Origin of the sequence: Azospirillum sp. TSO5 (genome assembly GCF_003116065.1) — a bacterium.
GTDB lineage: Bacteria > Pseudomonadota > Alphaproteobacteria > Azospirillales > Azospirillaceae > Azospirillum.
On the sequence record NZ_LGQY01000022.1, the window covers coordinates 15,452 to 38,923 of the forward strand.

The window sequence follows — 23,472 nt, forward strand, 5'->3', positions numbered from 1 at the left end:
TTCGGTGATTGCGCATCCCCCTCATAACCTTGGGCATGGCACCGGTGCAACCGCGCGAATTGACACCGGTGCTGCACTGGCTAGAAAGACGCCGTGACCGACCATTCCGCACCCGATACCGGTGAGAAGCGCCCGGCGCTGATCCCGGCCACCCCCGCCGGCATCGCCCGTGCGGCCGAGTTGCTGCGCGCCGGCCGTCTGGTCGCCTTCCCGACCGAGACGGTCTATGGACTGGGCGCCGACGCCACCGACGACCGCGCCGTGGCGGCCATCTTCGCCGCCAAGGGCCGGCCGCAGTTCAATCCGCTGATCGTCCATGTGCCCGATCTGGTCGCCGCCCACTCCTGGGGCCTGTTCGACGACCGCGCCCACGATCTGGCGACGCAGTTCTGGCCCGGCCCGCTGACCATGGTGGTGCCGCGCCCGGCCAATTCCGCCCTGTCTCTGCTGGTCAGCGCCGGACTGGACAGCATCGCCATCCGCGTGCCCAACCACCCGGTGGCCCAAGCCATCCTGCGCGCCGTCGGCAAGCCGATCGCCGCGCCTAGCGCCAACCGCTCCGGCGCCGTCAGCCCGACCACGCCGCATCATGTGCTGGAAAGCCTGGGCGACCGGGTCGACGCCATCGTCGCCGGCGGCAAATGCATGGTCGGCCTTGAGTCCACCGTCATCGACCTGACCGGTCCGGAAGCGGTGCTGCTGCGCCCCGGCGCCGTGCTGCCCGACGAGATGGAGCGGCTGATCGGCCCGATCCGCCTGTCGGCCGGCGACCCGACGGCGCCCAAGTCGCCCGGCCAGTTGGAAAGCCACTATGCCCCGAATGCGGCGGTGCGCCTGAATGCATCGTCGGCGGAAGAAGACGAGGCCTTCCTGACCTTCGGCCCCGACCGCTTCGTCTTCGGCGGCACCACGCGGCTGAACCTGAGCCTGGAAGGCGACCTGAACGAGGCGGCGGCCAACCTGTTCTCCCACCTGCGAAACCTGGATCAGAGCGGCGCCAAGCGCATCGCCGTGATGCCGATCCCGGAGGTGGGGCTGGGGATGGCGATCAACGACCGCCTGCGCCGCGCGGCGGCACCGCGGAGCTAAATCCTGCCGTGGCGGCTGGTCTGCGCAACAGGTGCATGGAAATGGGGGCGGCCAGATTGTAGAAGTGTCGCGTTTCGATGCGTCCACCTCCACCTGCCGGACCCAAGCGCCATGACCAACATCGCCGCCGCTCTCGATCAGATCCGCGCCATCGTCGGCCCGTCCGGCATCCTCACCGACGCCGCCGACATGGCTCCCTATCTCGCGGAGTGGCGCGGGCGCTTCAAGGGCAACAGCCCGGCGGTGGTCCGCCCGGCCAGCACCGAGGAAGTCGCGGCGGTCGTGAAGATCTGCGCCGAGGCCGGCATCCCCATCGTGCCCCAGGGCGGCAACACCAGCCTCGTCGGCGGCTCCATCCCCTACGAGGAGGGGCGCGAGATCGTGCTCAGCCTGTCGCGCATGAACCGCATCCGCGACATCGACACGCTGAACTACACCATGACGGTCGAGGCCGGCGTGGTGCTGACCAGCATCCAGGAGGCCGCGGCCGACGCCGACCGCCTGTTCCCGCTGAGCCTGGGGGCGGAGGGCACGGCGCAGATCGGCGGCCTGATCTCCACCAACGCCGGCGGCATCAACGTCCTGCGCTACGGCAACACCCGCGACCTCGTGCTGGGGCTTGAGGTGGTTTTGGCCGACGGCCGCGTCTGGGACGGCATGCGCCGGCTGCGCAAGAACAACACCGGCTACGACCTGAAGAACCTGTTCGTCGGCGCCGAAGGCACGCTGGGCATCATCACCGCCGCCGTGCTGAAGCTGTTCCCGCGCCCGCGCCAGTCGATCACCGCCTTCGTCGCCGTGCCGAGCCCGGCGGCGGCCATCGAGCTGCTGGCCCGCCTGCGCGCCGCCTCCGGCGATGCCGTGTCGGCCTTCGAGCTGATGTCGCGCCGCTGCCTGGACTTCGCGCTGAAACACGTCGCCGGCACCATCGACCCGTTGTCGGAGCCGTCGCCCTGGTATGTGCTGACCGAACTGACCGCCGGCACCCGGTCCGACGCCTTCCAGGAGACGGTGGAAACCGCGCTGGGCGAGGCGTTCGAGGCCGAACTGGCGACCGACGCCACGCTGGCCCAGTCGGACGCCCAGGCCAAGCAGCTGTGGTTCATCCGCGAGGCGATTGTCGAGGCGCAGAAGTTCGAAGGCGGCTCGATCAAGAACGACGTGTCGATCCCGGTGTCCCGCGTCGCCGAGTTCATCGAACTGGCCGAAGCGGCGGTGGCGAAGGCCTGCCCCGGCATCCGCCCGACCCCCTTCGGCCATGTCGGCGACGGCAACATCCACTTCAACCTCAGCCAGCCCGAGGGCGCCGACACCAAGGCCTATCTCGACCGCTGGGACGAGATCTGCCACGTCGTCAACGAAGTGATCTTCAAGCTCGACGGCTCGATCTCCGCCGAGCATGGCGTCGGCCGCTTCAAGAAGGACGAGATGCCGGTCATCAAGGGGCCGGTGGAGTTCGACATGCTGCGCGCCATCAAGGCGACGCTCGACCCGAAAGGCCTGCTGAACCCGGGGAAGATGCTTCCCTGAACACCCCCTCACCAGCCGCCCGCGTCATAATATTGCGGGGGACAGGCTTGCGGCGAAAGACGTATGGCCGCGCTTGTCCCCGGCGCGACACAAGGCTATGGTGCGGCCTCCGATTGTTCTGCGCCTGTCGTACCGCGAGAGAGAGTTTTTCCGATGTCCAAGCCGCGCACTCTGTTCGACAAGATTTGGGACAGCCACGTCGTGCATCGCCAGGACGACGGCACCTGCATCCTCTATATCGACCGCCATCTGGTTCATGAAGTGACCAGCCCGCAGGCGTTCGAAGGACTGCGCGTCGCCGGCCGCAAGGTGCGGCGTCCGGAAGCCACTCTCGCCGTGCCCGACCACAACGTCCCCACCACCGACCGCTCCAAGGGCATCGTCGAGGAGGAAAGCCGGATCCAGGTGGAGACGCTGGACAAGAACGCCCGCGACTTCGGCGTCCGTTATTTCCCGATGGACGACGTCCGCCAGGGCATCGTGCACATCGTCGGTCCGGAACAGGGCTTCACCCTGCCTGGTGCGACCATCGTCTGCGGCGACAGCCACACCGCCACGCATGGCGCCTTCGGTGCGCTGGCCTTCGGCATCGGCACGTCGGAGGTGGAGCATGTGCTGGCCACCCAGACCCTGCTGCAGAAGCCGGCCAAGAACATGCTGATCCGCGTGGACGGCAAGGTGAACCCGGGCGTCACCGCCAAGGACATCGTGCTGGCCATCATCGGCAAGATCGGCACCGCCGGCGGCACCGGCTACGTCATCGAATTCGCGGGCGAAGCCATCCGCGACCTGTCGATGGAAGGCCGCATGACCGTCTGCAACATGGCGATCGAAGGCGGCGCCCGCGCCGGCCTGATCGCCCCGGACGAGAAGACTTTCGCCTATGTCCAGGGCCGCGCCCTGGCTCCGAAGGCCGGCGCCTGGGAGCAGGCCGTCCAGTACTGGAAGACGCTGCCGTCGGACGAGGGTGCGGTCTATGACGCCACCGTCGTGCTGAACGCCGCCGACATCGTCCCGCAGGTCACCTGGGGCACCAGCCCGGAAGACGTGCTGCCGATCACCGCGACCGTGCCGAACCCGGCCGAGATCGCCGATGCCGGCAAGCGCGCCGCCGTCGAGCGCTCGCTCGCCTACATGGGCCTGACCCCCGGCCAGCCGCTGACCGAGGTAAAGGTCGACACCGTTTTCATCGGCTCCTGCACCAACGGCCGCATTGAAGACCTGCGCGCCGCCGCCGAGGTCGCCAAGGGCCGCAAGGTCGCCGAGGGCGTCCGCGCCCTGGTGGTCCCCGGTTCGGGTCTGGTCAAGGAGCAGGCCGAGGAAGAGGGTCTGGACAAGATCTTCACCGAGGCCGGTTTCGAGTGGCGCGAGCCGGGCTGCTCCATGTGCCTGGCGATGAACGCCGACCGTCTGGCTCCCGGCGAGCGCAGCGCCTCGACCTCGAACCGCAACTTCGAAGGTCGTCAGGGCCGCGGCGGCCGCACCCACCTCGTCAGCCCGGCGATGGCCGTGGCGGCGGCGGTGACGGGGCATCTGGCCGACGTCCGCGCGCTGTAAGACTGTAAGGTAAAGTTGCTGGAGGGGCAGGCTCGGGGTTGTCCCCCGATCCTGCCCTTTTTGCATGGAGCGTCGCTTGGTGCTGCCGGTACGGTGGGCCGACGCCTCAGCGGGTATGCGCCTCCGGCGGCGCCTTGGTGTCCGGCGTCGGCGTGCCGTCGCCGCCCAGGAAGAACAGGTTGCGCAGGAAACCCGGCGCCAGCACCGCCAACGGGTTGACCGACACGTCGGGGTCGGACAGCGGTCCCTGCACATGCCAGGTGGCGGAGAAGATGCCCTGGCCTTCGCCGCCGCTGAGGATGTCGCCCAGCAGCGGGATCTGGCCGATCAGGCGGTTCAGGCCATAGACCGGGACGATGGTGCCCTGCAGGTTAGCGGTTTCCGTCTCCAGGTCGATCTGGCCCTCCAGCGTCAGGCCGAGCGCCGAGCCCGAAGTGCGCAGATCCTTGAGATTCAGCAGCCGGCCCTCCTTGCGGAAATCCGCCACCATGCGGCCGAACGCGATGCCCTTGCCGCCGCCCAGCAGTTCAGCAAACCCTGATGGCGAAATGGCGTTCAGGATGCGGGCCAGCGCCGGAACGTCGATCAGCGTGTAATCGCGGATTTCCGCCTTGCCGACGATGGCGGCATCGGCCCGCGGCTCGGCCGAGCGGCCGGTCAGGGTCAGCCGGCCGCCGCGCATTCGGTCGTTCAGATCCATCGCCTGCAGGGCGGAGCCCAGATCGTCGGCGTTGATGGCGAGGTCGTAGACACCCTGCGGACCCGGCCGCCATTTCATCGACACGCCGCCGCCTTCACTGCGGCCGGTGAGGTCCAGCAGGGTCCAGGCGGTGGTATTCCGCCGCATGGCTCCGGAGACCTGCCGCAGCCGCCGGCCCTCGCCGAACACCACCGAATCGAACTTGATGGTGACATCCAGCGGCGTCTTGCGGCCGTCGTCGGTGGGGGAGGGTGGCTTCTTGGGCGGCGGCGAGACGGCGCCCTCGCCCGACGGCGTCTTGCCGGTCAGGCCGCGGGCGTCCAGGCTGGCGCCGGTGATGGTACCGGCGTAGCCGCCGGTCGATGGGCCACCAGCCGGCCCGCCCGACTTGGCGGGAGGCAGCACGGTCAGGTCGGCGCGCAGATCGGTCTGGCCCAGCTTGAAGCTGGGAGTCTGCACCCGCGCCACCCGCTTGCCGCCGTCGGCCAGCTCCAGATTGGTGACGCTCTTCAGGCCGCCGGCGTCGATGGTCAGGTTGCTGATGCGGGTGGGACGGTCCTTGTCGAACTCCAGCGTCAGCTTGCCAGTGCCGGGCTTCCCGGGGGGCTTGGCCCAGCCCAGTTCCTCGATCGACAGTCGGGTCTTCTCCAGGTTCAGATTGCCGGTCAGCAGCAGCTTGTGCTTGCGGTCCACCGTGAACAGGATGTCGGCACCGAAGGGACCCTGCACCCGGTCCTCCAGGTCGATGCCGTGGGCGCGCAGATCGTCGGCGGTGGCGTCGCCCTTCACCGCGATGCGGGTGCGCGGACCCTTGGCGGCACTGTCGAAGGACTCGCTCCAGTCGACGGTGACGGGAATGCCGTCCAGCTTGGTGGCGCCCTTGATCTGCATCGCCTTGAGGTCGAGCGCCAGCGACAGCTCGCCGTCGGTGGCGTTCAGCCCGGCCGCGACCTTCTCCACCGCCACCTTGTGCAGCTTGCCGGTCACGTCCAGCTCCAGCTGCTCCACCTTCAGGTCGGCCAGCAGGGGGAAGGCGAAATGCAGCTGCGCCTCGGCGGTGCCCTGGGTGCGCTTCGGGTCCATCTCCAGCTTGGTCGGATAGCCCAGCGGCGGCATGTCGATCAGCGTCAGGATGGAACGCACCGGTCCCTGGACCGGCAGGCGGATGTCCATCGTCTCCTTGCCGATGTCCAGCCCGCCGATCACCACCTTGCCCTCGCCGACCTCGATATCGCCGGATTTCGGGTCGGCGATCCGGCCGCCCTTGGTCAGGATGGTGAAGGTCTTGCCGTCGGTCGTCGCCTCCAGCCCCGCACCGGTGACCGGCGTCAGGTCGTGGAAATAGCGGACGCTGATGTCCTGCCCGGCCATGGTGGCGAGGAAGTGCGTCTGTTCCGGCGGTCCCGACCCGTCGAGTGGTACCGAGAGGCCCACCTCCGCCCGCGCCTCCGTCACCGTTCCGTGCGACAGGTTCCGGGTCACCCATTCCCGCGCGTTGGGGCCGGCGACGGTGGGCCAGTAGCGGTGCAACTCGTCCAGCGCCACGCCGCGGGCGGTCGCCTGCGCCTCCACCGCCAAGCGGTCGCCCTGGCGGAGCGCGGTTCCGCTGGCCTCCACCTTCGGCTGAGGCCCGCCGGCTTCGCCCAGCACCGCGCTCAGCCCGTCCAGTTCGACGCGGTCGCGGTTGCCATGCAGGCGCAGCCGCGCCGACTCGATCGGCACCGGCCCCTCGAACAGCTCCGGCCGGATCAGCTGCCCATGCCCGGCGGTGATGTCGGCCTTGCCGCCGGTCGGTTGCAGCGACGGGTCGAAGGCGACCTCCACCGTTCCCGACAGCGGCAGGTCGGCGGCCTTCAGCGGCGCCAGCAGCGGGGCGAGGCCGGCGACGGCGGCGGGGGTGAAGCCGGTCAGCCGCGCGGTCGCCCGGCCGCCCTTGTCCGGCCCCTGCCGTCCCGACAGCTCCAGCCCGGCGGTGCGGCCACCGGCGGTCAGCGACAGGGCGGCCTGCAAGTCGCGCCCCTCATCGGTCTCCACCAGTTCGCCCCGGGCGCTCAAGGCCAGCGCTTCGCCGCCATCCGCCGCGTCCAGCGACAGATCGTCGACCCGCAGCCGCCGGCCCGGCACATCCAGGCTGCCGCGCAGCTCCAGGCTCCGCACCGCAACCGGCTCCGGCCGCAGGGCAGCGGGAAGGGCGACGCTGCCGCTGCCGCCGCGCAGGTTCAGATCGACCGTCATCGGTTCGAAGCGCGGGTCGAGTCGCGCCGAGACCGTGCCGGACAGCGGCAGCTTCACCGCCGACAGCGGCGCCATTGCCGGCCCGACCTCCGCCAGCGCCGCCGGTTCCAGTCCATCGACCGACAGGGTCAGGTCGGTGGTGGCGTCGGCGATGCTGTAATGGCCGGTGGCGGCGACGGTCACCGCCTGGGGCGTCCCCGTTCCGCTGGTATTGCCGAGGTCCAGCGTGACGCGGGCACGGCCCTGGGCGCCCTGGGAGTCGCGGGTCAGCACTATGTCGGCGCGCGTGGCATGCCAGGACAGATCGAGCATGCGGTTCTCGACCCGCAGGTCGGCACCCACCACCGACAGCCGGCGCAGCAGACCGAGGGGCCGGTCGATGTCGGGCGGGCGGCGCAGACTGTCCAACGCCTCGTCCATCAGGTCGGGGCCGGCATTGTCGGAACTGCCGGCGGATTCGGCGTCGGCCCGCACGTCGAAGGCGAGGCTGCCGTCGGCGCGGCGCAGCACGGTCAGGCGCGGCCGGACCAGATCCAGGCGGGTCGGCGACAGCGTGCCGCGGAACAGGGCCGGAATGGAGAAGCCGATGCCCATCTCCGGCACCGCCGCCAGCTCCGCCCCCCCGGCATTCAGCGCCTGTACCCGGCGGGCGCGCAGGTCTAGACGGCGTCCGGTGTTCTCAAGCCCGTCCTCCTCCTCCAGCGACAGCACCAGTTCGCCGATGTCGATGTGGAAGCGGCCGTCGCGGTCGCTCAGCGCCTGCTCGACATAGGGAATCAGCGGGTCGAGGGCGATCGGCCCCTGCGACAGCCGCCACGCGAACAGCCCGCCGGCCGCCAGCGCCACGGCACCGACCCCGGTCAGCGTCAGGCCGAGGATCTTCGCGGTGCGGCGGATCATCGGGCACCGTCGAAAAAAGAAGGATAATCGGTCCGATTGACCTTCACGCCCGACACGTGCAGCTTTCTGCCCATGATTTGAGCAGGAAAGACGGTTGCCATGCCCAGCCCCATCGCGTTCTCAAGCCCCTTGCCGAAGCCCTTCGATGCCGCGCAGGCGTCGCTGGGGATGGAGCGCTGGCGCCAGCAGGCCGCCGCGGCGGAGCCGGAGACCCGTGCGTGGGCGGAGGCCTTCGCCGATTCGGAACCCGGCCGGGCGCTGATCGAGGCGGTGTGCGGCAACAGCCCGTATCTCGGCCACAGCCTGACGCGGGAGCTGCCCTTCGTCGCCCGGACGGTGCAGGACGGGTTCGACGACAGCTTCGCCGCGCTGATCGCCGCCCTCCATGCCGAGCACGACGAGGAAAAGTCGATGGACCGGCTGATGGCGGGCTTGCGGGTGGCGAAGCGGCGGGCGGCGTTGCTGATCGCGCTGGCCGACATCGCCGGTGCGTGGCCGCTGTTCCGCGTCACCGGCGCCCTGTCGGAGCTGGCGGAGACGGGGGTGCAACTGGCCGCGAATTTCCTGCTGCGCCGCGCCGGGGAGGCGGGGACGCTGACGCTGCCGGATCCGCAGCGACCGTGGGTCGGTTCGGGCCTGATCGTTTTGGGCATGGGTAAGCTTGGCGGGCGCGAACTCAACTATTCCAGCGACATCGACCTGATCGTCCTGTACGACGACGCTGTTGTGCAGACGCCCCAGCCGGACAACCTCGCGCGAACCTTCATCAGGCTCGCACGCGATCTTGTCCGCATTATGGATGAACGGACCAAGGACGGCTACGTCTTCCGCACCGACCTTCGGCTTAGGCCGGATCCGGGCGCCACGCCTCTGGCGGTTTCCGTCTCCGCAGCCGAAATTTATTACGGCAGCGTCGGCCAGAACTGGGAACGCGCGGCGATGATCAAGGCGCGCCCGATCGCCGGCGATCCGGAGGCCGGCGCTTCCTTCCTCCGCTTCCTGGAGCCCTTCGTCTGGCGCCGCAACCTGGATTTCGCCGCCATCCAGGACATCCATTCGATCAAGCGCCAGATCAACGCCCACAAGGGCCACCGCGAGGTGACGGTCAACGGCCACGACATCAAGGTCGGCCGCGGCGGCATCCGCGAGATCGAGTTCTTCGCCCAGACCCAGCAGCTGATCTTCGGCGGGCGCGACCCGCGCGTGCGCATCGCCCCAACCCTGATGGCGAACGAGGCGCTGCGCGACGTCGGCCGCGTGCCGCCGCAGACGGTGGAGGAGCTTGCCGGGGCCTATCATTTCCTGCGTCGTGTCGAACACCGCATCCAGATGATCGACGACCAGCAGACCCACCGCATTCCCGCCGACGATGCCGGGGTGGCGCATCTGGCGACCTTCCTCGGCTATGACGATCCCGCCGCCTTCCGGGCGGAGCTGCTGGCGACGCTGGGGCAGGTCGAGGACCGCTATGCCGAGCTGTTCGAGGAGGCGCCGTCGCTCTCCGGCCCCGGCAATCTGGTCTTCACCGGCACCGACCCCGATCCCGGCACGGTGGAGACGCTGACGGGCATGGGATTCGCCGACCCGGCGCGCGTCATCAGCGTGGTGTCGGCCTGGCACCGTGGCCGCTACCGCGCCACCCGGTCGGGCCGCGCGCGGGAGCTGCTGACCGAGCTGACGCCGGCGCTGCTGAGCGCGCTCGCCAAGACGCCGGCGCCCGATTCGGCGCTGATGAATTTCGACGACTTCTTAGGCAAGCTGCCGGCCGGCGTCGGGCTGTTCTCCCTGTTCGTCGCCAATCCGTGGCTCTTGGAGTTGGTGGCGGAGATCATGGGCATCGCGCCGCAGATGGCGAAGACGCTGTCGCGCAACCCGTCGCTGCTGGATGCGGTGCTGTCGCCGGACTTCTTCGACCCGCTGCCGGGCAAGGAGGACGGGCTGGCCGAAGACCATGCCCGCGTGATGGCGGCGGCCCGCGACTTCGAGGATGCGCTGACCCTGTCTCGGCGCTGGACCAACGACCAGCGCTTCCGCGCCGGGGTGCATATCCTGCGCGGCATCACCGACGGCGACCGCTGCGGCGCCTTCCTGGCCGATCTGGCCGACATCGTCGTCCCCGACCTCGCCCGCCGGGTGGAGGAGGAGTTCGCCCAGCGCCATGGCCACATTCCCGGCGGCGCCTGGGTGGTGGTGGCGATGGGCAAGCTGGGCAGCCGGCAGCTGACCATCACGTCGGACATCGACCTGATCGTCATCTACGACGTGGCGCCCGGAGAAGGGCCGCGCCTGTCGGACGGCACCAAGCCGCTGTCGCCCAACGAGTACTACATCAAGCTGACCCAGCGCCTGACCAACGCCATCACCGCACCGATGGGCGACGGGCGGCTCTATGAGGTCGACATGCGGCTGCGCCCGTCGGGCAATGCCGGGCCGCTCGCCACCTCGCTGGACGCCTTCCTCAAGTATCAGACCACCGACGCCTGGACCTGGGAGCATATGGCCCTGACCCGCGCCCGGGTGATCGGCGGCGATCCGGCGCTGGCGGACCGCGTGTCGGCGGCGATCCGCTCGGTGCTGACCGCCCCGCGCGATGCCGACCGGCTGCTGTGGGATGTCGCCGACATGCGGCGGCGAATCGAGAAGGAGTTCGGGACGACCAACGTCTGGAACGTCAAATACGCCCGCGGCGGCCTGATCGACATCGAGTTCATCGCCCAGTACCTGCAACTGCGCCATGGGCACGAGCGGCCGGACATCCTGCACATCGGCACCGCCAAGGCGCTGGGTTGCGCCGCCCGGACGGGGGCGCTGGACCCGGAGGTGGCGGAGGATCTGGAGGCGACGCTGCGGCTGTGGCGGCGGGTGCAGGGCTTCCTGCGGCTGACCACCGCCGGGGTGCTCGACCCCAACCAGGTGTCGCCCAGCCTGCTGGCCGGGCTGGTCCGCGCCGCCTTTCCTGACGAGCGTGAGCCTGGCGGTGTTGACTTCCCGGAACTTGACCACAGAATCCGTGCCGTCGCCGCCCGCGCCCATGGTCATTTCAAGGCCCTGGTCGAGGAACCGGCAGGCCGTCTTGCCCCGCCTACCACCACGCCTCCGGCCTGAGAACTCGCTTCCCCGCCGGCAAGAAGAAGGACATTCGAGCAGCCATGACCGTAGACGTCGGATCGCCCGCCCCGGATTTCACCATGCCGACCGACGGCGGGGGCAGCGTCACGCTGTCGGCCCTGCGCGGCAAGCCGGTGGTGCTGTATTTCTACCCGAAGGACGACACGTCGGGCTGCACGTCGGAGGCCTGCGGCTTCCGCGACCAGCTGCCCGACTTCTCCGCCGTCGATGCGGTGGTGATCGGCGTCTCCAAGGACAGCGTCGCCAGCCACGACAAGTTCAAGGCCAAGCACGAGCTGACCTTCACCCTGGCGTCGGACACCGACGGCGCCGTGTGCGAGGCCTATGGCACCTGGGTTGAAAAGAGCATGTACGGGCGCAAATACATGGGTATCGACCGCGCCACCTTCCTGATCGACAAGGACGGCGTGGTGCGCAACGTCTGGCGCAAGGTGAAGGTCACCGGCCATGTCGCCGCGGTGCTGAAGGCCGTGCAGGCGCTGTAACCTCCAACGGGAAGGTGGAGCGCCTTTTTCTCCCGGGATGGACCGGAGGGGACAGGCGCCCTGCCGACCCGGCTATTCCCCTGGCGCGTGGATTTACGCCCGAAGGGTATTTTTAGAATCACCCCAAACAAGCCTACACTTCGTGCATTCCCGCACCAGAGGCCGCGCAACCCACCGCGGTTTTGGTCCTTCGGCTGCCCCAGGGATGCACATGCCATGAACGTTGCGAACATTGCCCGGCGTCTCGTCGCCGGAGAGCTTCACTATGCGCTGGGCCGGTTCGAATCGGTGCGGCGCGGCTACAGTGCCCTGCGCCGCCTGTCTCCCCGGTCGCGTCAGCGGGCGCCGGCCGGCCCGCCCATATCGCTGCCTCCGCTCCCCATCAGCCTGTTCCCCGGCCAGACCATCGACCGCGCGCTGGCCGACCTGCGGCGCGACTCGATCGCGCTCGGTTTCGATCTGCCCTGGGCAATGGTGGAGGAGATGGTGGAGTTCGCCACCCACTCCCCCCTGCAGCGGCGGCTGCGCGACGACCGCGTGTTCTATCGCCACAACGTCCGCAAGGGCCGGCTGGAGGATGGGTCACCCGCGGTGATGGGCATCGTCCCCGATCCGCTGGACTGCCCGGCGGTGCGCCGGGTCTGCCGCGATCCGTTGCTGATGCAATGTGCCGGGGCGTTCCTGGGCTTTCCCGCCACCAAGATCATCCCACGCCTGTTCTGGAGCTTCGTCACCGACGCCACCGACGACGAGCGGCGCCAGCTGGGCCAGACCATCGACTGGCATTACGACGTCCACGACTTCCATTTCTGCTCGGCGCAGTTCTACCTGACCGATGTCGGGCCGGGGGCGGGGGAGCATGCGCTGGTCCGCGGCAGCCATCACGGCAAGTCGCTGCGCATGCTGCTGGGGTCCGCCAACGCCCGCGACGAGGAGCTGTTCACCCGCTTCGCCCGCGACCGCATCCTGGTGGTGGAGGGGCCGGCCGGCACCGGTTTCATTGAGGATACCTCCTGCTACCACCGCGCCACCCCGCCGGTCAGCCGCGAACGGCTGATGCTGCAGCTCTGGATCAGCTGAGCTAGACTGGTCCGCATCGTCACAGGGGAATGCGGATCGGATGATGGAAGCGAAGGACGGGCTGCGCACGGTCGTCGGCCTGATGAGCGGCACCTCGATGGACGGCATCGACGCCGCTTTGCTGCGCACCGACGGCCGCGACCGGGTGGAGGCGCTGGCCTTCCTGACGATCCCCTATGACGATGGCTTCCGGGCCCGTCTGCGCGGCTGCCTGGGACGGACAGACAGCGACGGGACAGTGGCGGCGGTGGAGCGCGACCTGACCGACGCCCATGCCGACGCGGTGCGCCGCCTGCTCGACAAGGCGGGCGTCGCGCCGGCGGCGGTCGAGTTGATCGGTTTCCACGGCCACACCATCCACCACGACCCGGACCGGCGCATCACCCGCCAGATCGGCGATGGCGCACGGCTGGCCGCGGCGACCGGGGTCGCCGTGGTCAACGACTTCCGCAGCGCCGACGTTGCCGCAGGCGGGCAGGGGGCGCCTTTGGTCCCGCTGTTTCACCGGGCGCTGGCGCATGGGCTGCCGCGTCCGCTCGCCGTCCTCAACATCGGCGGCGTCGCCAATGTCAGCTGGATCGGCCCCGAATCGGCGGAAGGCGAGGCGGACGTCGTCGCCTGCGACACCGGGCCGGGCAACGCCCTGATCGACGATTGGGTGCTGCGCCACGGGATCGGCCGTTTCGATGCCGGCGGCGCACTGGCGGCGGCGGGGAGGGTGGATGGCGCGGCGTTGGCAGCCCTGATGGCCCATCCCTATTTCGACCGTCCGGCGCCCAAGTCGCTGGACCGCGACGCCTTCGATCCGGCGCCGGTGGCGGCATTGTCGCCGCACGACGGCTCCGCCACCCTGACCGCCTTCACCGCCGAATCGGTCGCCCGCGCCGTGCCCCATCTACCGGCCGCGCCGGTGCGCTGGCTGGTCTGCGGCGGTGGGCGGCACAATGCCACGCTGATGGCGATGCTGGCCGACCGGCTGGGCGTGCCCGTCGAGTCGGCCGATCTCGTCGGCTGGGATGGCGACGCGCTGGAGGCGCAGGCCTTCGGCTATCTGGCGGTGCGCAGCCGGCTGGGGCTGCCGCTCAGCCTGCCGGCGACCACCGGCGTGCCGGTGCCCATGCCGGGTGGGGTGTTCCACCCGGTCGGCTGACCGGGCCCTGCGCGTCCCGTCCGTTCGGCGGGCAGCGCGTCGCGGCTGCGGGCCGTCGCCAGCAGCACCAGGGCGGCGAAAGGCACCAGCCAGATCACGCGGTTCTGATAGCGGTCATGGACCGCCGACAGCCCGCCGGTGACGATGGCGTTCAGCACCAGCCCCAGCCCGATGACCAGAAGCAGCATCCGCACCCGGTCGCCGACCCGCCGCCAGCGGCCCAGCCCCATCGTGGCGAGCCCCAGCATGCCGAGCGACAGGGACAGATCCTCGACCAGCGCCAGCCTGCTGCGGGGAAAGCGCTGCTGTGTCTGCAGCGAGTGGTCGAAGGCGGCATAGACCGCCGCGGGGAAGCGGCTGAACAACCGGCGGGTCAGCGGCTTGACCGGGTCGTTCAGGGTGTCGTCGGACTGGACCTTCAGGAACTGGCTTACGGCGTTGGCGAGAGCATGCTCGGCGACCGCGACCGGGCGGCTGGCGATGGTGTCGTGGGCGATCTCCGCCGCCTCGGCCACGAAGCGCGGCTGGTCGCCGAAGCGCCGTCGGGCGCCGTCGGGATGCCAGAGGAAATAGTCGGAGGCGACGTAGCCCGGCGCACTGCGTCCCAGCGTGTCCAGGCTGTCGCACAGCAGATAGTCGCGGCTGTGGCAGGCCTCGGCCAGATAGTCGCGGGCCGGACCATCGCCGATCAGCCGGGCCAGCAGGAAGACGGGGGAGCTTTCCGACAGCACCATCCGTCCGGCCGTCAGCAGGTTGGAGGTTGTCAGCAGCCCGGTCGCCAGCACCACCGGCAGCAGCACTCCCAAAGCCAGCGGCCGGAGGATCCCGCGATCCTTCCACAGTGCCCAGAGGCCGAGCAGGACGATCATTCCGCCCAGGATCGCCAGATGGCTGAGATGGGCGACGGTCATGCCGGTGATCGCCGCGACGATCAGCGACCGCTGCACCATGCTGAGCGCCGCCCAGCGAACGACGACGACATAGACCAGCAGGATCAGGAGCCCGGTGAGGAAATCCGGCATGATGGTAGCGGCGTGCAGCGAGAGGCTGGTGGTCAGGCCCAACACCGCGGCGATGCCGAGGAATATCCCCGGCCGGTCCGGCGCACCCGCTGCAGTCAGGGCGGCTCGTAGGACCGCCGCCGCCAGGATCCCCTGGGCCAGCGGGATCAGCCACACGCCCCAGCCGCTGGCGAAGGGAAGCAGGAACAGCATGTAGCCGAAGGGCCGCAGGAAGAAGATGTTGGCCGAGGGCGGCCCGTGCGGCGACAGGTCCGGCGGAGGCGTCCAGGCCGGCGGGGCGGCGCGGTGCAGGATGTTGAAAGCCGGTTCCAGATAGCCCGGCGTGTCGTCGAAGGTCAGCGGAAAACCGTTCAGCACCAGCAGCGGTGCGCCGATCAGGACACCTGCCAGGACGATGATGAGGGCAGGCAAAATCCGGGATTCGTTCCAAAAGCGCATGGGCGCCTTCCGGCTATAGCGGTGGACGACCGGAGGATGGCCGCGTTCGTTGCGACGCACAACGGATCGGGCGTGGTAGGCGTGGGGCTGCGGGGGGGCGCTTCCGGCATAACCCCCGGTGGCAGGTCAGGGGTGTTGAGTGGCGGTCGACTCCAGCAGATCGGCCAGCGCCGCCTGCTGGTCGACGCCGCCGAAGTCGGTCTTGCGCTCCATCGCAGCGGCAAGGCGGCGGCGGTACTCGGTGCGCGGGATCTCAATGGCGCCGAAGCGGCTCAGATGCTCGGTCACGAACTGGGTGTCGAGCAGGGCGAAGCCGGCGGCGCGCAGCCGGGCGACCAGATGGACCAGCGCGACCTTGCTGGCCCCGGTCTCGCGGCTGAACATGCTCTCGCCGAAATAGGCGCCGCCGATCGACACCCCGTACAGGCCGCCGACCAGCCGGCCGTTGCGCCAGCATTCCACGCTGTGGGCGAAGCCGGAATCGAACAGATCGCCGTAGAGGCGGACGATGTCGTCGTTGATCCAGGTCTTCGGCCGGTCCTCCGTCGATTCGGCGCAGCCCTCGATCACCGCGCGGAAGGCGCTGTCGAAGCGCAGCTCGAACGGGCAGCGCCGCAGCGTCTTGCGCAGGCTGCGCGGCACATGGAAACCGTCCAGCGGCAGGATGCCGCGGAGTTCCGGGTCGAACCAGTGAAGCTCCCGCGATTCGGCGCTTTCGGCCATCGGGAAAATGCCGGCGGCGTAGGCGCGAAGCAGGATCGGGGCGGACAGGGTGAACATGCCGGTCACTATACCCGCTGATGGGGCGGAACGCGCAAACGTTCGGCCGAAGTTTGGCTGAGTGATACTGGTGTCGAGACCCCGCGACAGCAATCTCCTTCCATGGTATGCAACGCAGGGAAGCACATCCGTGGGGAAGACCGTCATGCGAAGCGCCGTCGCCGCCATTCTGTCCGTCATGGTTGCCGGACTGTTCGTCGCAAGCCCCTCCTGGGCGCAGAGGCGGGCGGAGCCGGGCAACTTCGACTATTACCTGCTGTCGCTGTCCTGGACGCCGACCTATTGCGCCCGCGACAAGTACGGCCCCGATCCCGACCAGTGCGGCGACCGCAAATACGGTTTCGTCGTCCATGGCCTGTGGCCGCAATACAATGACGGCAGCTATCCCGCCACCTGCACCCGCGACCGCAACCTGCCCAAGGCGGTGGTGGACCAGACCATGCCGGTGATGCCCAGCGTTGGGCTGATGATGCATGAATGGCGCAAGCACGGGACCTGCTCCGGCCTGAACGCCACCGATTATTTCGCCAAGCTGCGCGCCGCGGCGTCCAAGGTGACGATCCCGGAGCAGCTCAAGGTTCCCGGCCCGACCGTGCCGGCGACGCAGGTGGAGCGTCTTTTCCTTGAAGCCAATCCCGGCCTGACAGCGGAGGGGGTGGCGGTCATCTGCTCCCGCCGCGATGTGGCGGAGGTGCGGGTCTGCCTGAACAAGGATCTGGGCTTCGTCGCCTGCGGCCAGAAGGTGGTCGACCGCTGCCGCGACCGCGACGCCGTCCTGTCGCCCGACGTGGTCGCGGCCCAGCCGCGCCGCAGCGCGACTCCGCCGGCCGCCCCGGCCCTGCCGCCGGCGCCTGCCCCGGCAAGCGTCCCGGCGCAGTGAGGCTCAGCCGCCAGTCCCCTCCGCCAGCGACGCCATCACCGCCGGGATTTCCGCCAACAATTCGCGGGCGAGGAACCCCAGCGGGCCGATGCGGCGGCTCAGCCGGTTGCCGGCTTCGCCATGCAGGTAGACCCCCCAGATGGCGGCCTGTTCCGGACTGGCGCCGCGGGCCAGCAGGCCGGTGACGATCCCGGCAAGCGTGTCGCCCGAACCGGAGGTCGCCAGCCCGACCGTGCCCTCGCGATAGGCCCAACTGCGGCCGTCCGGTGCGACGATGCGGGTGCAGCCCCCCTTCAGCGCCACCACCGCCTTCAGCCGGGCCGCCGCCTGCTTGGCACTGCCGAGCGGGTCGGCGTCCACCTGCTCGCGCGGGCAGCCCAGCAGGCCGGCCATTTCGCCGGAATGGGGGGTGATGACCACGCGGCCTTCATGCCGGTGCAGCGGCGCCGGGTTCTGCCCCAGCCCGGCCAGTGCCCCGGCATCCAAAACAAAGCGCGGCCCCTCCCCACTCGAATCCAGCCGGGTCAGCAGGCCGGCGGTCAAGGCCGCGGTTGCCGGCTCGTCCATCATGCCGGGGCCGATCAGCACCGTATCGCAACGCGAGGCGCGCTCGGCCAGCGCCTGGGCCGACTCGGCGGCAATCCCGCCCTCGGGCGTCTCACGCAGGCCGGCGACCAGGGCCTCGGGCAGGACGAGGCCCAGATGGGGGGCGACGCTGGCCACGGTGGCGATCTGCAATTTGCCGGCGCCCGCCCGCAGCACGCCGATCCCGGCCAGCAGGGCGCCGCCCGGCACCGGGACGCTGCCGGCCACCACCAGCGCCCTTCCGCGGGTTTCCTTGTCGCCGTCGCCATCCGGCTGGGGCAGGGGCATGCCATGCAGAAGTTCGGCGGTGACGGGGATCTCTGCGTCCAATCGGCTCTCCTCGGCGGGTGGCCCTCAGCGGGCGGTGATTTATCGGGCGGCAACGGCGGCATCCGGCTCGGCGGTGACCGGGGCGCCGGCCTCCTCCAACGGAGCGACGAAGTTGTAGCGGTGCAACTGCAGTCCGCCGCGTGGCCCGGCCTGGACATCGAAGCGGTATTCGGTGACGGAGCAGTTGGCGACGTCGCCGGCCGCGTCGACGGCCAGGATTTCCTCCTCCGTCATGTTTTCCAGCAGATAGCGCAGGCACAGCACCACCACCTGATGCCCGACGATCAGCACCCGCCGGCCGCCGTGATGCAGGCTGACGGTGTCGAGCGCGCTGCGTAGCCGCAGGATCACGTCGCACCAGCTCTCGCCCCCGGGCGGACGGTGATAGAACTTGCCGAGCAGGCGGCGGAATTCAGCCTGTTCCGGGAATTCCTGGCGGATGCCGGCGGTGGTCAGCCGGTCGAGCACGCCGAATTCCTTCTCGCGCAGCCGCTCGTCGATGACGAAATCGGCGGGGGCGATCGGCAGCCCGCCCGACTGGTGCAGCCGTTCCGCCGTGCGCAGCGCCCGCCGGTAGGGCGAGGTCAGAACCACGTCCGGCCGCTCCACCGCTGGCATGGCGGCGAACCAGCGGCCGAGCGCATCCGACTGCCGCTCGCCCAGCGAGCTGAGCGGCACGTCGACGTCGCGTTCGTCGATGGCGATCCGGACATGTCCGGCGGCGTGGGCGGCGTCGCGCGCGACGTTCCCGGCGCTCTCGCCATGGCGGACGATCCACAATCGGTCGGGCCAGCGCTGTTGCATCGGCGATCCCATTCCCTGGCAGGCGAAACTGTCGGAAATAACCGCTGGGCGGGCCGAAAGGTCCCTCTGCCGTGCAGGTCGCGGTATGGCAGCCATGCTGCCCGTTTCGCCGCTGCGGCGACGCGGCACCTTGCCGCTGGCGTCGGCCGGGCCACACTTTCCTGTCCAGTTTCCAACCAGCAGCCAGTCTTCAATCATACAGGATGGATCGGACATGACGGACAGCCAGGACGCGGCCCCCCTGTTCCAGCCGGTGACGATCGGGCGCTACACCCTGCCCAACCGCATCGCCATGGCGCCGCTGACCCGCAGCCGCACCGACAACGTCACCGGCGTGCCGACCGCGATGAACGCCGAATACTACGCCCAGCGCGCCAGTGCCGGCCTGATCATCGCCGAGGCGACGCAGATCTCGCCGCAGGGCAAGGGCTATGCCTACACCCCCGGCATCCACAGCGCCGAACAGGTGGCGGGCTGGAAGCTGGTGACCGACGCGGTCCACGCCAAGGGCGGGCACATGTGCCTGCAGCTCTGGCATGTCGGCCGCATCTCCCACCCCGACCTGCAGCCGGGCGGCGCCCTGCCGGTGGCGCCCTCCGCGGTGAAGCCGGAGATGAAGGCCTTCACCGTCGACGGCTTCAAGGACATCCCGACTCCGCGCGCGCTGGAACTGTCCGAGTTGCCGGGCATCGTCGAGGATTACCGCCGCGCCACCCGCAACGCGCTGGCCGCCGGGTTCGACATGGTGGAGGTGCATGCCGCCAACGGCTATCTGATCGACCAGTTCCTGCGCGACGGCACCAACAAGCGCACCGACGCCTATGGCGGCTCGGTGGAGAATCGCGCCCGCTTCCTGTTCGAAGTGCTGGACGCCGTGGTGGCGGAGGCCGGGGCCGACCGCGTCGGCATCCGCCTGTCGCCGCTGAGCCCGGCCAACGATGCCCAGGAAAGCGACCCGGTCGGCACCTTCAGCCCGGTGATCCGCCGGCTGAACGACTACGGCCTTGCCTATCTGCACATGATCGAGGGGGTGACCCGCGGTCCGCATCCCGGATTCGGCGGCGATCTCGCTGAACTGCGCGGGCTCTACAAGGGCCGCTACATGGCCAACAACGTCTATGACCGCGCCATGGCGATCCAGGCGACGGCCAGCGGCCATGCCGACATGATCGCCTTCGGCCGGCCCTTCATCGCCAACCCGGACCTTGTGGAACGGCTGCGCATCGACGCCCCGCTGGCCGAGCCGGACCAGAAGACCTTCTATGGCGGCGACAGCCACGGCTACACCGACTATCCGACGCTGAACCAGTCGGCGGCCTGATCCAGTGGCGCACGGCCTGCGTGCAAAAGACCTCCGAGTCGGGGCGGGGCCGGCAAGCAGGGGGTGCCAAGATTGGGAGATGGTGCGGCACTTCGGTGCCGCTTCCGTCCATCCGGGGCGCCAAGGAAGATGTCGGACGCATCAAGCGTGAGCCTGGGATGAGGCATTTAAAGGCGATTTGGTCATCTTTCCTTTGGAAGGCTTGACCTGGGACCGGTTCCCTGTGACAAAAGACATTCGGCACACTCTATGAGCTTGAAGACACATGTTCGACCGCCCGCCCCGCCAGGGCTTCCGCGCTCCCGAGATCACCAAGTCCAACGTCACCGCCACCGTGAAGTGGTTCAACCCCACCAAGGGGTTCGGCTTCGTGTCGCCTGAGGACGGTTCGCCCGATGCCTTCCTGCACGTCTCTGCGGTTCAGGCCGCCGGCTACGACGCGCTGGACGAAGGCACCACCATCACCTGTGACCTGGCCCGTGGGCCGAAGGGTCCGCAGGTGGCCTCCATCCACACGGTCGATACGTCGACCGCTCAGCGTTCGGCCCGTCCGCGGACGACCGGTGGCTTCGACCGTGGCGGCTTTGACCGCGGCGGCTACGATGCCGGCGGCGCCGGTGGCGAAGAAGTCGACGGCACCGTGAAGTGGTTCAATGCCGACAAGGGCTTTGGCTTCATCACGCCCAGCACCGGTGGCAAGGACGTCTTCGTCCACGTCAACGTGCTGCGCCGTTCGGGCATGCAGACCCTTCAGGAAGGCGATCAGGTGCGCGTCACCGTTCGTCAGGGCCAGAAGGGTCCGGAAGCGGGCAAGGTCGAGTACCTGTAAGGCTCCGGGAATCCCGGGCCTCGGCCGCGCGGCGTTCGTCCTCTCCGGACGCGCGCCACACCGGCTGGCTCCGCTTGGCTGAATAGCCTCTTGAGGTCCTGAGCTGTACCGGCTCCGGGCCTCCCGGTGGAAATCCGGACTTTCAGCGCACGGCGCATCCCTTCGGGGGTGCGCCGTGCGTTCCTGTCTTTTGTTCTGCCATTTTTGCGGTCCTGGCTCGTGAGCGATCCGGCCGTGGCGCTGTTCGGCCCGGCTGTTCTTTGCGTGTGTCTTCCGCTCTTTCCTTCGTTCCTGCCTTCTTCGTGACGCCTGTTCTCCAGTGCCGCCCTCCGGGGCGGCCGGCGCCACGTCTCCCTCCCGTTGCCCCCTTGCTGCCAAAGGTCCGATCCGGCATGAGCGAGGTGCTGACCGACTTAGTCGCCGTCTTGACAGGTGGTGGGGGCGGGGTGGCGGGCGGTGGATGGTCCACGGCGCAGCTGATCGGTTTCTGCGGCACCGTCGGCGGCATGCTCTGGCCATTCTTCCGCAGCCGGGCCGGCATGCTGCTGGTGCAGCTGGTTCCCTGCCTGTGCTTCACCGCGCATTACGCCATGATGGGCGCTCCGACAGCGTCGGCGCTGAACGGGCTTGCGGCGCTGCAGGTGGTGGCGGCGCTGGCGATCGGCGCGCGGCCCGCCTTCCGAATCGTCTATCTGGCAATCCTTCCGGTGATCGCCGTGGTGATGGCCGTCACCTGGACCGGGCTGCCGTCCGTCTTCGCGGCAGCCGGGATGGCGGCGATCAGCCTTGCCCGCTACCAGACGCGGGTTGCACCCTTCCGCGGCATCATGTTGGTGGCTTTGCCTTGTTGGTTCGTGCACAACAGTCTGGTGGGGTCGGTGCCGGCAATGATCTCGGACGTGACCGGAATCGCCGTCAATGCCTGGATGCTGCTGCGCGGCACCGGGCTGACGCCGCCCTCACCAACACCAATGCCACCGGCTGCAGCAGCAATGCCGCCGGCGGCCGGGGAGGCGAAGCTGTCATGACCGTCAACCATTCCAATCTGTCGGCGGAAGACGCCGCCGCACTGCGCGCGATCCCGCTGTTCGCCAAGCTGACCGACCGGGCGGTGTCGCTGCTGGGCGGGGTCGCCATCGTGCGCCCGGTGTCGCGCGGCACCACCCTGTTCCTGCAGGACGAGACGGCCGACCGCTTCTTCGTCCTGCTCGACGGCTGGGTGAAGCTGTACCGCCTGACCCGCGACGGGACGGAGGCGGTGGTCCATGTCATCGGTCCGGCGGAAAGCTTCGCCGAGGCCGCCATGTTCGCCGACGGCAAATTCCCGGTCTGCGCCGAGGCGGTGACCGACGCCCGCGTCCTGACCCTGACCGCCGACGGCTTCGCCCGCTGCCTGCGCGAGGACGACCGCATCGCCTTCGGCATGCTGGGTTCCCTGTCGGTCCGCCTGCGCCATCTGGTGACGCAGATCGAGCAACTCCAGGTCCAGCCGGCGCCGCAGCGGGTCGCCGCCTTCCTGATGCGCGTCTGCCCGCCGGGCGACGGGCCGGCGCAGTTCCAGCTTCCCTTCGACAAGGCGCTGATCGCGCGGCGCCTGGGCATGCAGCCGGAAACCCTGTCGCGTGCGCTGGCCAAGCTGCGCCCCATCGGAGTGGAAACCCAGGGACTGACTGTCAGCGTCGCCGAACGCGCCGCCCTTCGCGCCATGGCCGAGGCGGGCGAAGAGGAGTGACCGCAGGCCGCCGGGCCGGTGCCTTGTGACAGCGTCGGCGCGGCGGTTCAGACCCGATTGACGGCGCTGTCACAAGGTGCGAGTTTGCACCCCTACCGGTACCGCATTTGTTCAGGATTTCGAGGCAGCGATGGGCGACAGCAAGACGGTGGCGACGGCATCGGATCCGGCGCAGGATCTGGTGGCCTTCGCCGGTGACCGACGCTTCGCCACCGTGATGGCGGACCCGCCCTGGCGCTTCGTCAACCGCACCGGCAAGATGGCGCCGGAGCATCGCCGCCTGTCGCGCTACGGCACCATGACGGTGGAGGACATATGCGCCCTGCCGGTCGCCGACATCGCCGCCCCGACCGCGCACCTCTATCTCTGGGTCCCCAACGCCCTGCTGCCGGAAGGGCTGCAAGTGATGCGCAGCTGGGGGTTCGAGTACAAGACCAACCTGATCTGGCACAAGGTGCGCAAGGATGGCGGGTCGGACGGGCGCGGGGTGGGGTTCTACTTCCGCAACGTCACCGAACTGATCCTGTTCGGCGTGCGCGGCAAGAAGGCCCGCACGCTGCCGCCCGGCCGCACCCAGGTCAACCTGATCGAGAGCCGCAAGCGCGAACACAGCCGCAAGCCCGACGAGCAGTATGAGCTGATCGAGTCCTGCAGCCCCGGCCCCTATCTGGAGATGTTCGCCCGCGGCGCCCGGCCCAACTGGTCGGTCTGGGGCAATCAGGCCGACGATGGGTATGAGCCGACCTGGAAGACCTACGCGTTCAATTCCGCGACGGATCGCGAGGCCGCGGCGGAATAGGGGGAGTATCGGCCTCAGATGCCCCCTCCCCATCCCTTGTATGTTGAGTTTGGCTTATAGTGTCTCCGACGGATCGAGCTGCTGGGGGTGGCCACCC

18 protein-coding genes are annotated in these 23,472 nt (G+C 69.3%); 13 read left to right on the forward strand and 5 right to left on the reverse strand.

The window, feature by feature from the left end:
• The first annotated feature begins 93 nt into the window (after nucleotides 1–93).
• From TSO5_RS06715 to leuC, 3 genes are all read left to right on the forward strand, one after another.
• Complete coding sequence (locus TSO5_RS06715; RefSeq protein WP_109150869.1) at nucleotides 94–1,089, forward strand: L-threonylcarbamoyladenylate synthase; 996 nt, start codon at nucleotides 94–96, stop codon at nucleotides 1,087–1,089.
• Nucleotides 1,090–1,200: 111 nt separating this feature from the next.
• On the forward strand, nucleotides 1,201–2,619 hold the full coding sequence (locus TSO5_RS06720) for an FAD-binding oxidoreductase (RefSeq protein ID WP_109150870.1): 1,419 nt from the start codon (nucleotides 1,201–1,203) through the stop codon (nucleotides 2,617–2,619).
• 153 nt (nucleotides 2,620–2,772) lie between these two features.
• Complete coding sequence (leuC, locus tag TSO5_RS06725; RefSeq protein WP_109150871.1) at nucleotides 2,773–4,176, forward strand: 3-isopropylmalate dehydratase large subunit; 1,404 nt, start codon at nucleotides 2,773–2,775, stop codon at nucleotides 4,174–4,176.
• A gap of 106 nt (nucleotides 4,177–4,282) precedes the next feature.
• Here the strand turns inward: leuC and TSO5_RS06730 are convergent, their stop codons facing one another.
• Nucleotides 4,283–8,011 (reverse strand): DUF3971 domain-containing protein, encoded by a 3,729-nt coding sequence (locus TSO5_RS06730; protein ID WP_109150872.1) that lies wholly within the window; start codon nucleotides 8,009–8,011, stop codon nucleotides 4,283–4,285.
• Nucleotides 8,012–8,110: 99 nt separating this feature from the next.
• Here TSO5_RS06730 and TSO5_RS06735 point away from each other — a divergent pair, with 99 nt between their 5' ends.
• From TSO5_RS06735 to TSO5_RS06750, 4 genes are all read left to right on the forward strand, one after another.
• Nucleotides 8,111–11,116 (forward strand): bifunctional [glutamine synthetase] adenylyltransferase/[glutamine synthetase]-adenylyl-L-tyrosine phosphorylase, encoded by a 3,006-nt coding sequence (locus TSO5_RS06735; RefSeq protein WP_109150873.1) that lies wholly within the window; start codon nucleotides 8,111–8,113, stop codon nucleotides 11,114–11,116.
• A gap of 44 nt (nucleotides 11,117–11,160) precedes the next feature.
• Nucleotides 11,161–11,625 (forward strand): thioredoxin-dependent thiol peroxidase, encoded by a 465-nt coding sequence (bcp, locus tag TSO5_RS06740; RefSeq protein ID WP_109150874.1) that lies wholly within the window; start codon nucleotides 11,161–11,163, stop codon nucleotides 11,623–11,625.
• A gap of 216 nt (nucleotides 11,626–11,841) precedes the next feature.
• Nucleotides 11,842–12,705, forward strand: a complete 864-nt coding sequence (locus TSO5_RS06745) for a hypothetical protein (protein ID WP_109150875.1) — start codon at nucleotides 11,842–11,844, stop codon at nucleotides 12,703–12,705.
• A 40-nt stretch (nucleotides 12,706–12,745) separates the two neighbouring features.
• Nucleotides 12,746–13,855, forward strand: a complete 1,110-nt coding sequence (locus TSO5_RS06750) for an anhydro-N-acetylmuramic acid kinase (protein WP_109150876.1) — start codon at nucleotides 12,746–12,748, stop codon at nucleotides 13,853–13,855.
• On the opposite strand, the gene TSO5_RS06755 is transcribed toward TSO5_RS06750, so the two are convergent.
• Together TSO5_RS06755 and aat are read right to left on the reverse strand one after the other, a co-directional pair.
• The gene (locus TSO5_RS06755) at nucleotides 13,753–15,288 is read right to left on the reverse strand and encodes a hypothetical protein (RefSeq protein WP_146203703.1); all 1,536 of its coding nucleotides are present in this window, start codon (nucleotides 15,286–15,288) and stop codon (nucleotides 13,753–13,755) included. The two genes, TSO5_RS06750 and TSO5_RS06755, sit on opposite strands and share 103 nt — an antisense overlap.
• A gap of 153 nt (nucleotides 15,289–15,441) precedes the next feature.
• The gene (gene aat, locus TSO5_RS06760; protein WP_109150886.1) at nucleotides 15,442–16,095 is read right to left on the reverse strand and encodes a leucyl/phenylalanyl-tRNA--protein transferase; all 654 of its coding nucleotides are present in this window, start codon (nucleotides 16,093–16,095) and stop codon (nucleotides 15,442–15,444) included.
• 130 nt (nucleotides 16,096–16,225) lie between these two features.
• Between aat and TSO5_RS06765 the strand changes: the two genes are divergently transcribed.
• Nucleotides 16,226–16,975, forward strand: coding sequence for a ribonuclease T2 (locus tag TSO5_RS06765; protein WP_247870621.1), 750 nt, complete (start codon nucleotides 16,226–16,228; stop codon nucleotides 16,973–16,975).
• Between the two features lie 3 nt (nucleotides 16,976–16,978).
• On the opposite strand, the gene TSO5_RS06770 is transcribed toward TSO5_RS06765, so the two are convergent.
• On the reverse strand, nucleotides 16,979–17,890 hold the full coding sequence (locus TSO5_RS06770) for an NAD(P)H-hydrate dehydratase (protein WP_109150879.1): 912 nt from the start codon (nucleotides 17,888–17,890) through the stop codon (nucleotides 16,979–16,981).
• 39 nt (nucleotides 17,891–17,929) lie between these two features.
• Nucleotides 17,930–18,694, reverse strand: a complete 765-nt coding sequence (locus TSO5_RS06775) for a histidine phosphatase family protein (RefSeq protein ID WP_109150880.1) — start codon at nucleotides 18,692–18,694, stop codon at nucleotides 17,930–17,932.
• 214 nt (nucleotides 18,695–18,908) lie between these two features.
• Between TSO5_RS06775 and TSO5_RS06780 the strand changes: the two genes are divergently transcribed.
• The 5 genes from TSO5_RS06780 (at nucleotide 18,909) to TSO5_RS06800 (ending at nucleotide 23,375) form a co-directional block, all read left to right on the forward strand.
• Entirely contained in the window at nucleotides 18,909–20,015 is a 1,107-nt protein-coding gene (locus tag TSO5_RS06780) for an alkene reductase (RefSeq protein WP_109150881.1), read from the forward strand.
• Between the two features lie 265 nt (nucleotides 20,016–20,280).
• Entirely contained in the window at nucleotides 20,281–20,844 is a 564-nt protein-coding gene (locus TSO5_RS33610) for a cold-shock protein (protein WP_109150882.1), read from the forward strand.
• A gap of 392 nt (nucleotides 20,845–21,236) precedes the next feature.
• Entirely contained in the window at nucleotides 21,237–21,872 is a 636-nt protein-coding gene (locus TSO5_RS06790; protein WP_109150883.1) for a YgjV family protein, read from the forward strand.
• Nucleotides 21,869–22,576: a Crp/Fnr family transcriptional regulator gene (locus TSO5_RS06795; protein WP_247870622.1), complete on the forward strand. Its 708-nt coding sequence runs from the start codon at nucleotides 21,869–21,871 to the stop codon at nucleotides 22,574–22,576. The genes TSO5_RS06790 and TSO5_RS06795 overlap by 4 nt, the downstream gene beginning before the upstream one ends.
• 130 nt (nucleotides 22,577–22,706) lie before the next feature.
• Nucleotides 22,707–23,375 (forward strand): MT-A70 family methyltransferase, encoded by a 669-nt coding sequence (locus tag TSO5_RS06800; RefSeq protein ID WP_109150884.1) that lies wholly within the window; start codon nucleotides 22,707–22,709, stop codon nucleotides 23,373–23,375.
• Nucleotides 23,376–23,472 lie beyond the last annotated feature (97 nt).

Bases quoted from the DNA above. Each gene is read 5' to 3' on its own strand.
- TSO5_RS06720 (WP_109150870.1), top strand. From the start codon at position 1,201: ATGACCAACATCGCCGCCGCTCTCGATCAGATCCGCGCCATCGTCGGC.
- leuC (WP_109150871.1), top strand. From the start codon at position 2,773: ATGTCCAAGCCGCGCACTCTGTTCGACAAGATTTGGGACAGCCACGTC.
- TSO5_RS06730 (WP_109150872.1), bottom strand. From the start codon at position 8,011: ATGATCCGCCGCACCGCGAAGATCCTCGGCCTGACGCTGACCGGGGTC.
- TSO5_RS06735 (WP_109150873.1), top strand. From the start codon at position 8,111: ATGCCCAGCCCCATCGCGTTCTCAAGCCCCTTGCCGAAGCCCTTCGAT.
- bcp (WP_109150874.1), top strand. From the start codon at position 11,161: ATGACCGTAGACGTCGGATCGCCCGCCCCGGATTTCACCATGCCGACC.
- TSO5_RS06745 (WP_109150875.1), top strand. From the start codon at position 11,842: ATGAACGTTGCGAACATTGCCCGGCGTCTCGTCGCCGGAGAGCTTCAC.
- TSO5_RS06750 (WP_109150876.1), top strand. From the start codon at position 12,746: ATGATGGAAGCGAAGGACGGGCTGCGCACGGTCGTCGGCCTGATGAGC.
- aat (WP_109150886.1), bottom strand. From the start codon at position 16,095: ATGTTCACCCTGTCCGCCCCGATCCTGCTTCGCGCCTACGCCGCCGGC.
- TSO5_RS06775 (WP_109150880.1), bottom strand. From the start codon at position 18,694: ATGCAACAGCGCTGGCCCGACCGATTGTGGATCGTCCGCCATGGCGAG.
- TSO5_RS06780 (WP_109150881.1), top strand. From the start codon at position 18,909: ATGACGGACAGCCAGGACGCGGCCCCCCTGTTCCAGCCGGTGACGATC.
- TSO5_RS33610 (WP_109150882.1), top strand. From the start codon at position 20,281: ATGTTCGACCGCCCGCCCCGCCAGGGCTTCCGCGCTCCCGAGATCACC.
- TSO5_RS06790 (WP_109150883.1), top strand. From the start codon at position 21,237: ATGAGCGAGGTGCTGACCGACTTAGTCGCCGTCTTGACAGGTGGTGGG.
- TSO5_RS06795 (WP_247870622.1), top strand. From the start codon at position 21,869: ATGACCGTCAACCATTCCAATCTGTCGGCGGAAGACGCCGCCGCACTG.
- TSO5_RS06800 (WP_109150884.1), top strand. From the start codon at position 22,707: ATGGGCGACAGCAAGACGGTGGCGACGGCATCGGATCCGGCGCAGGAT.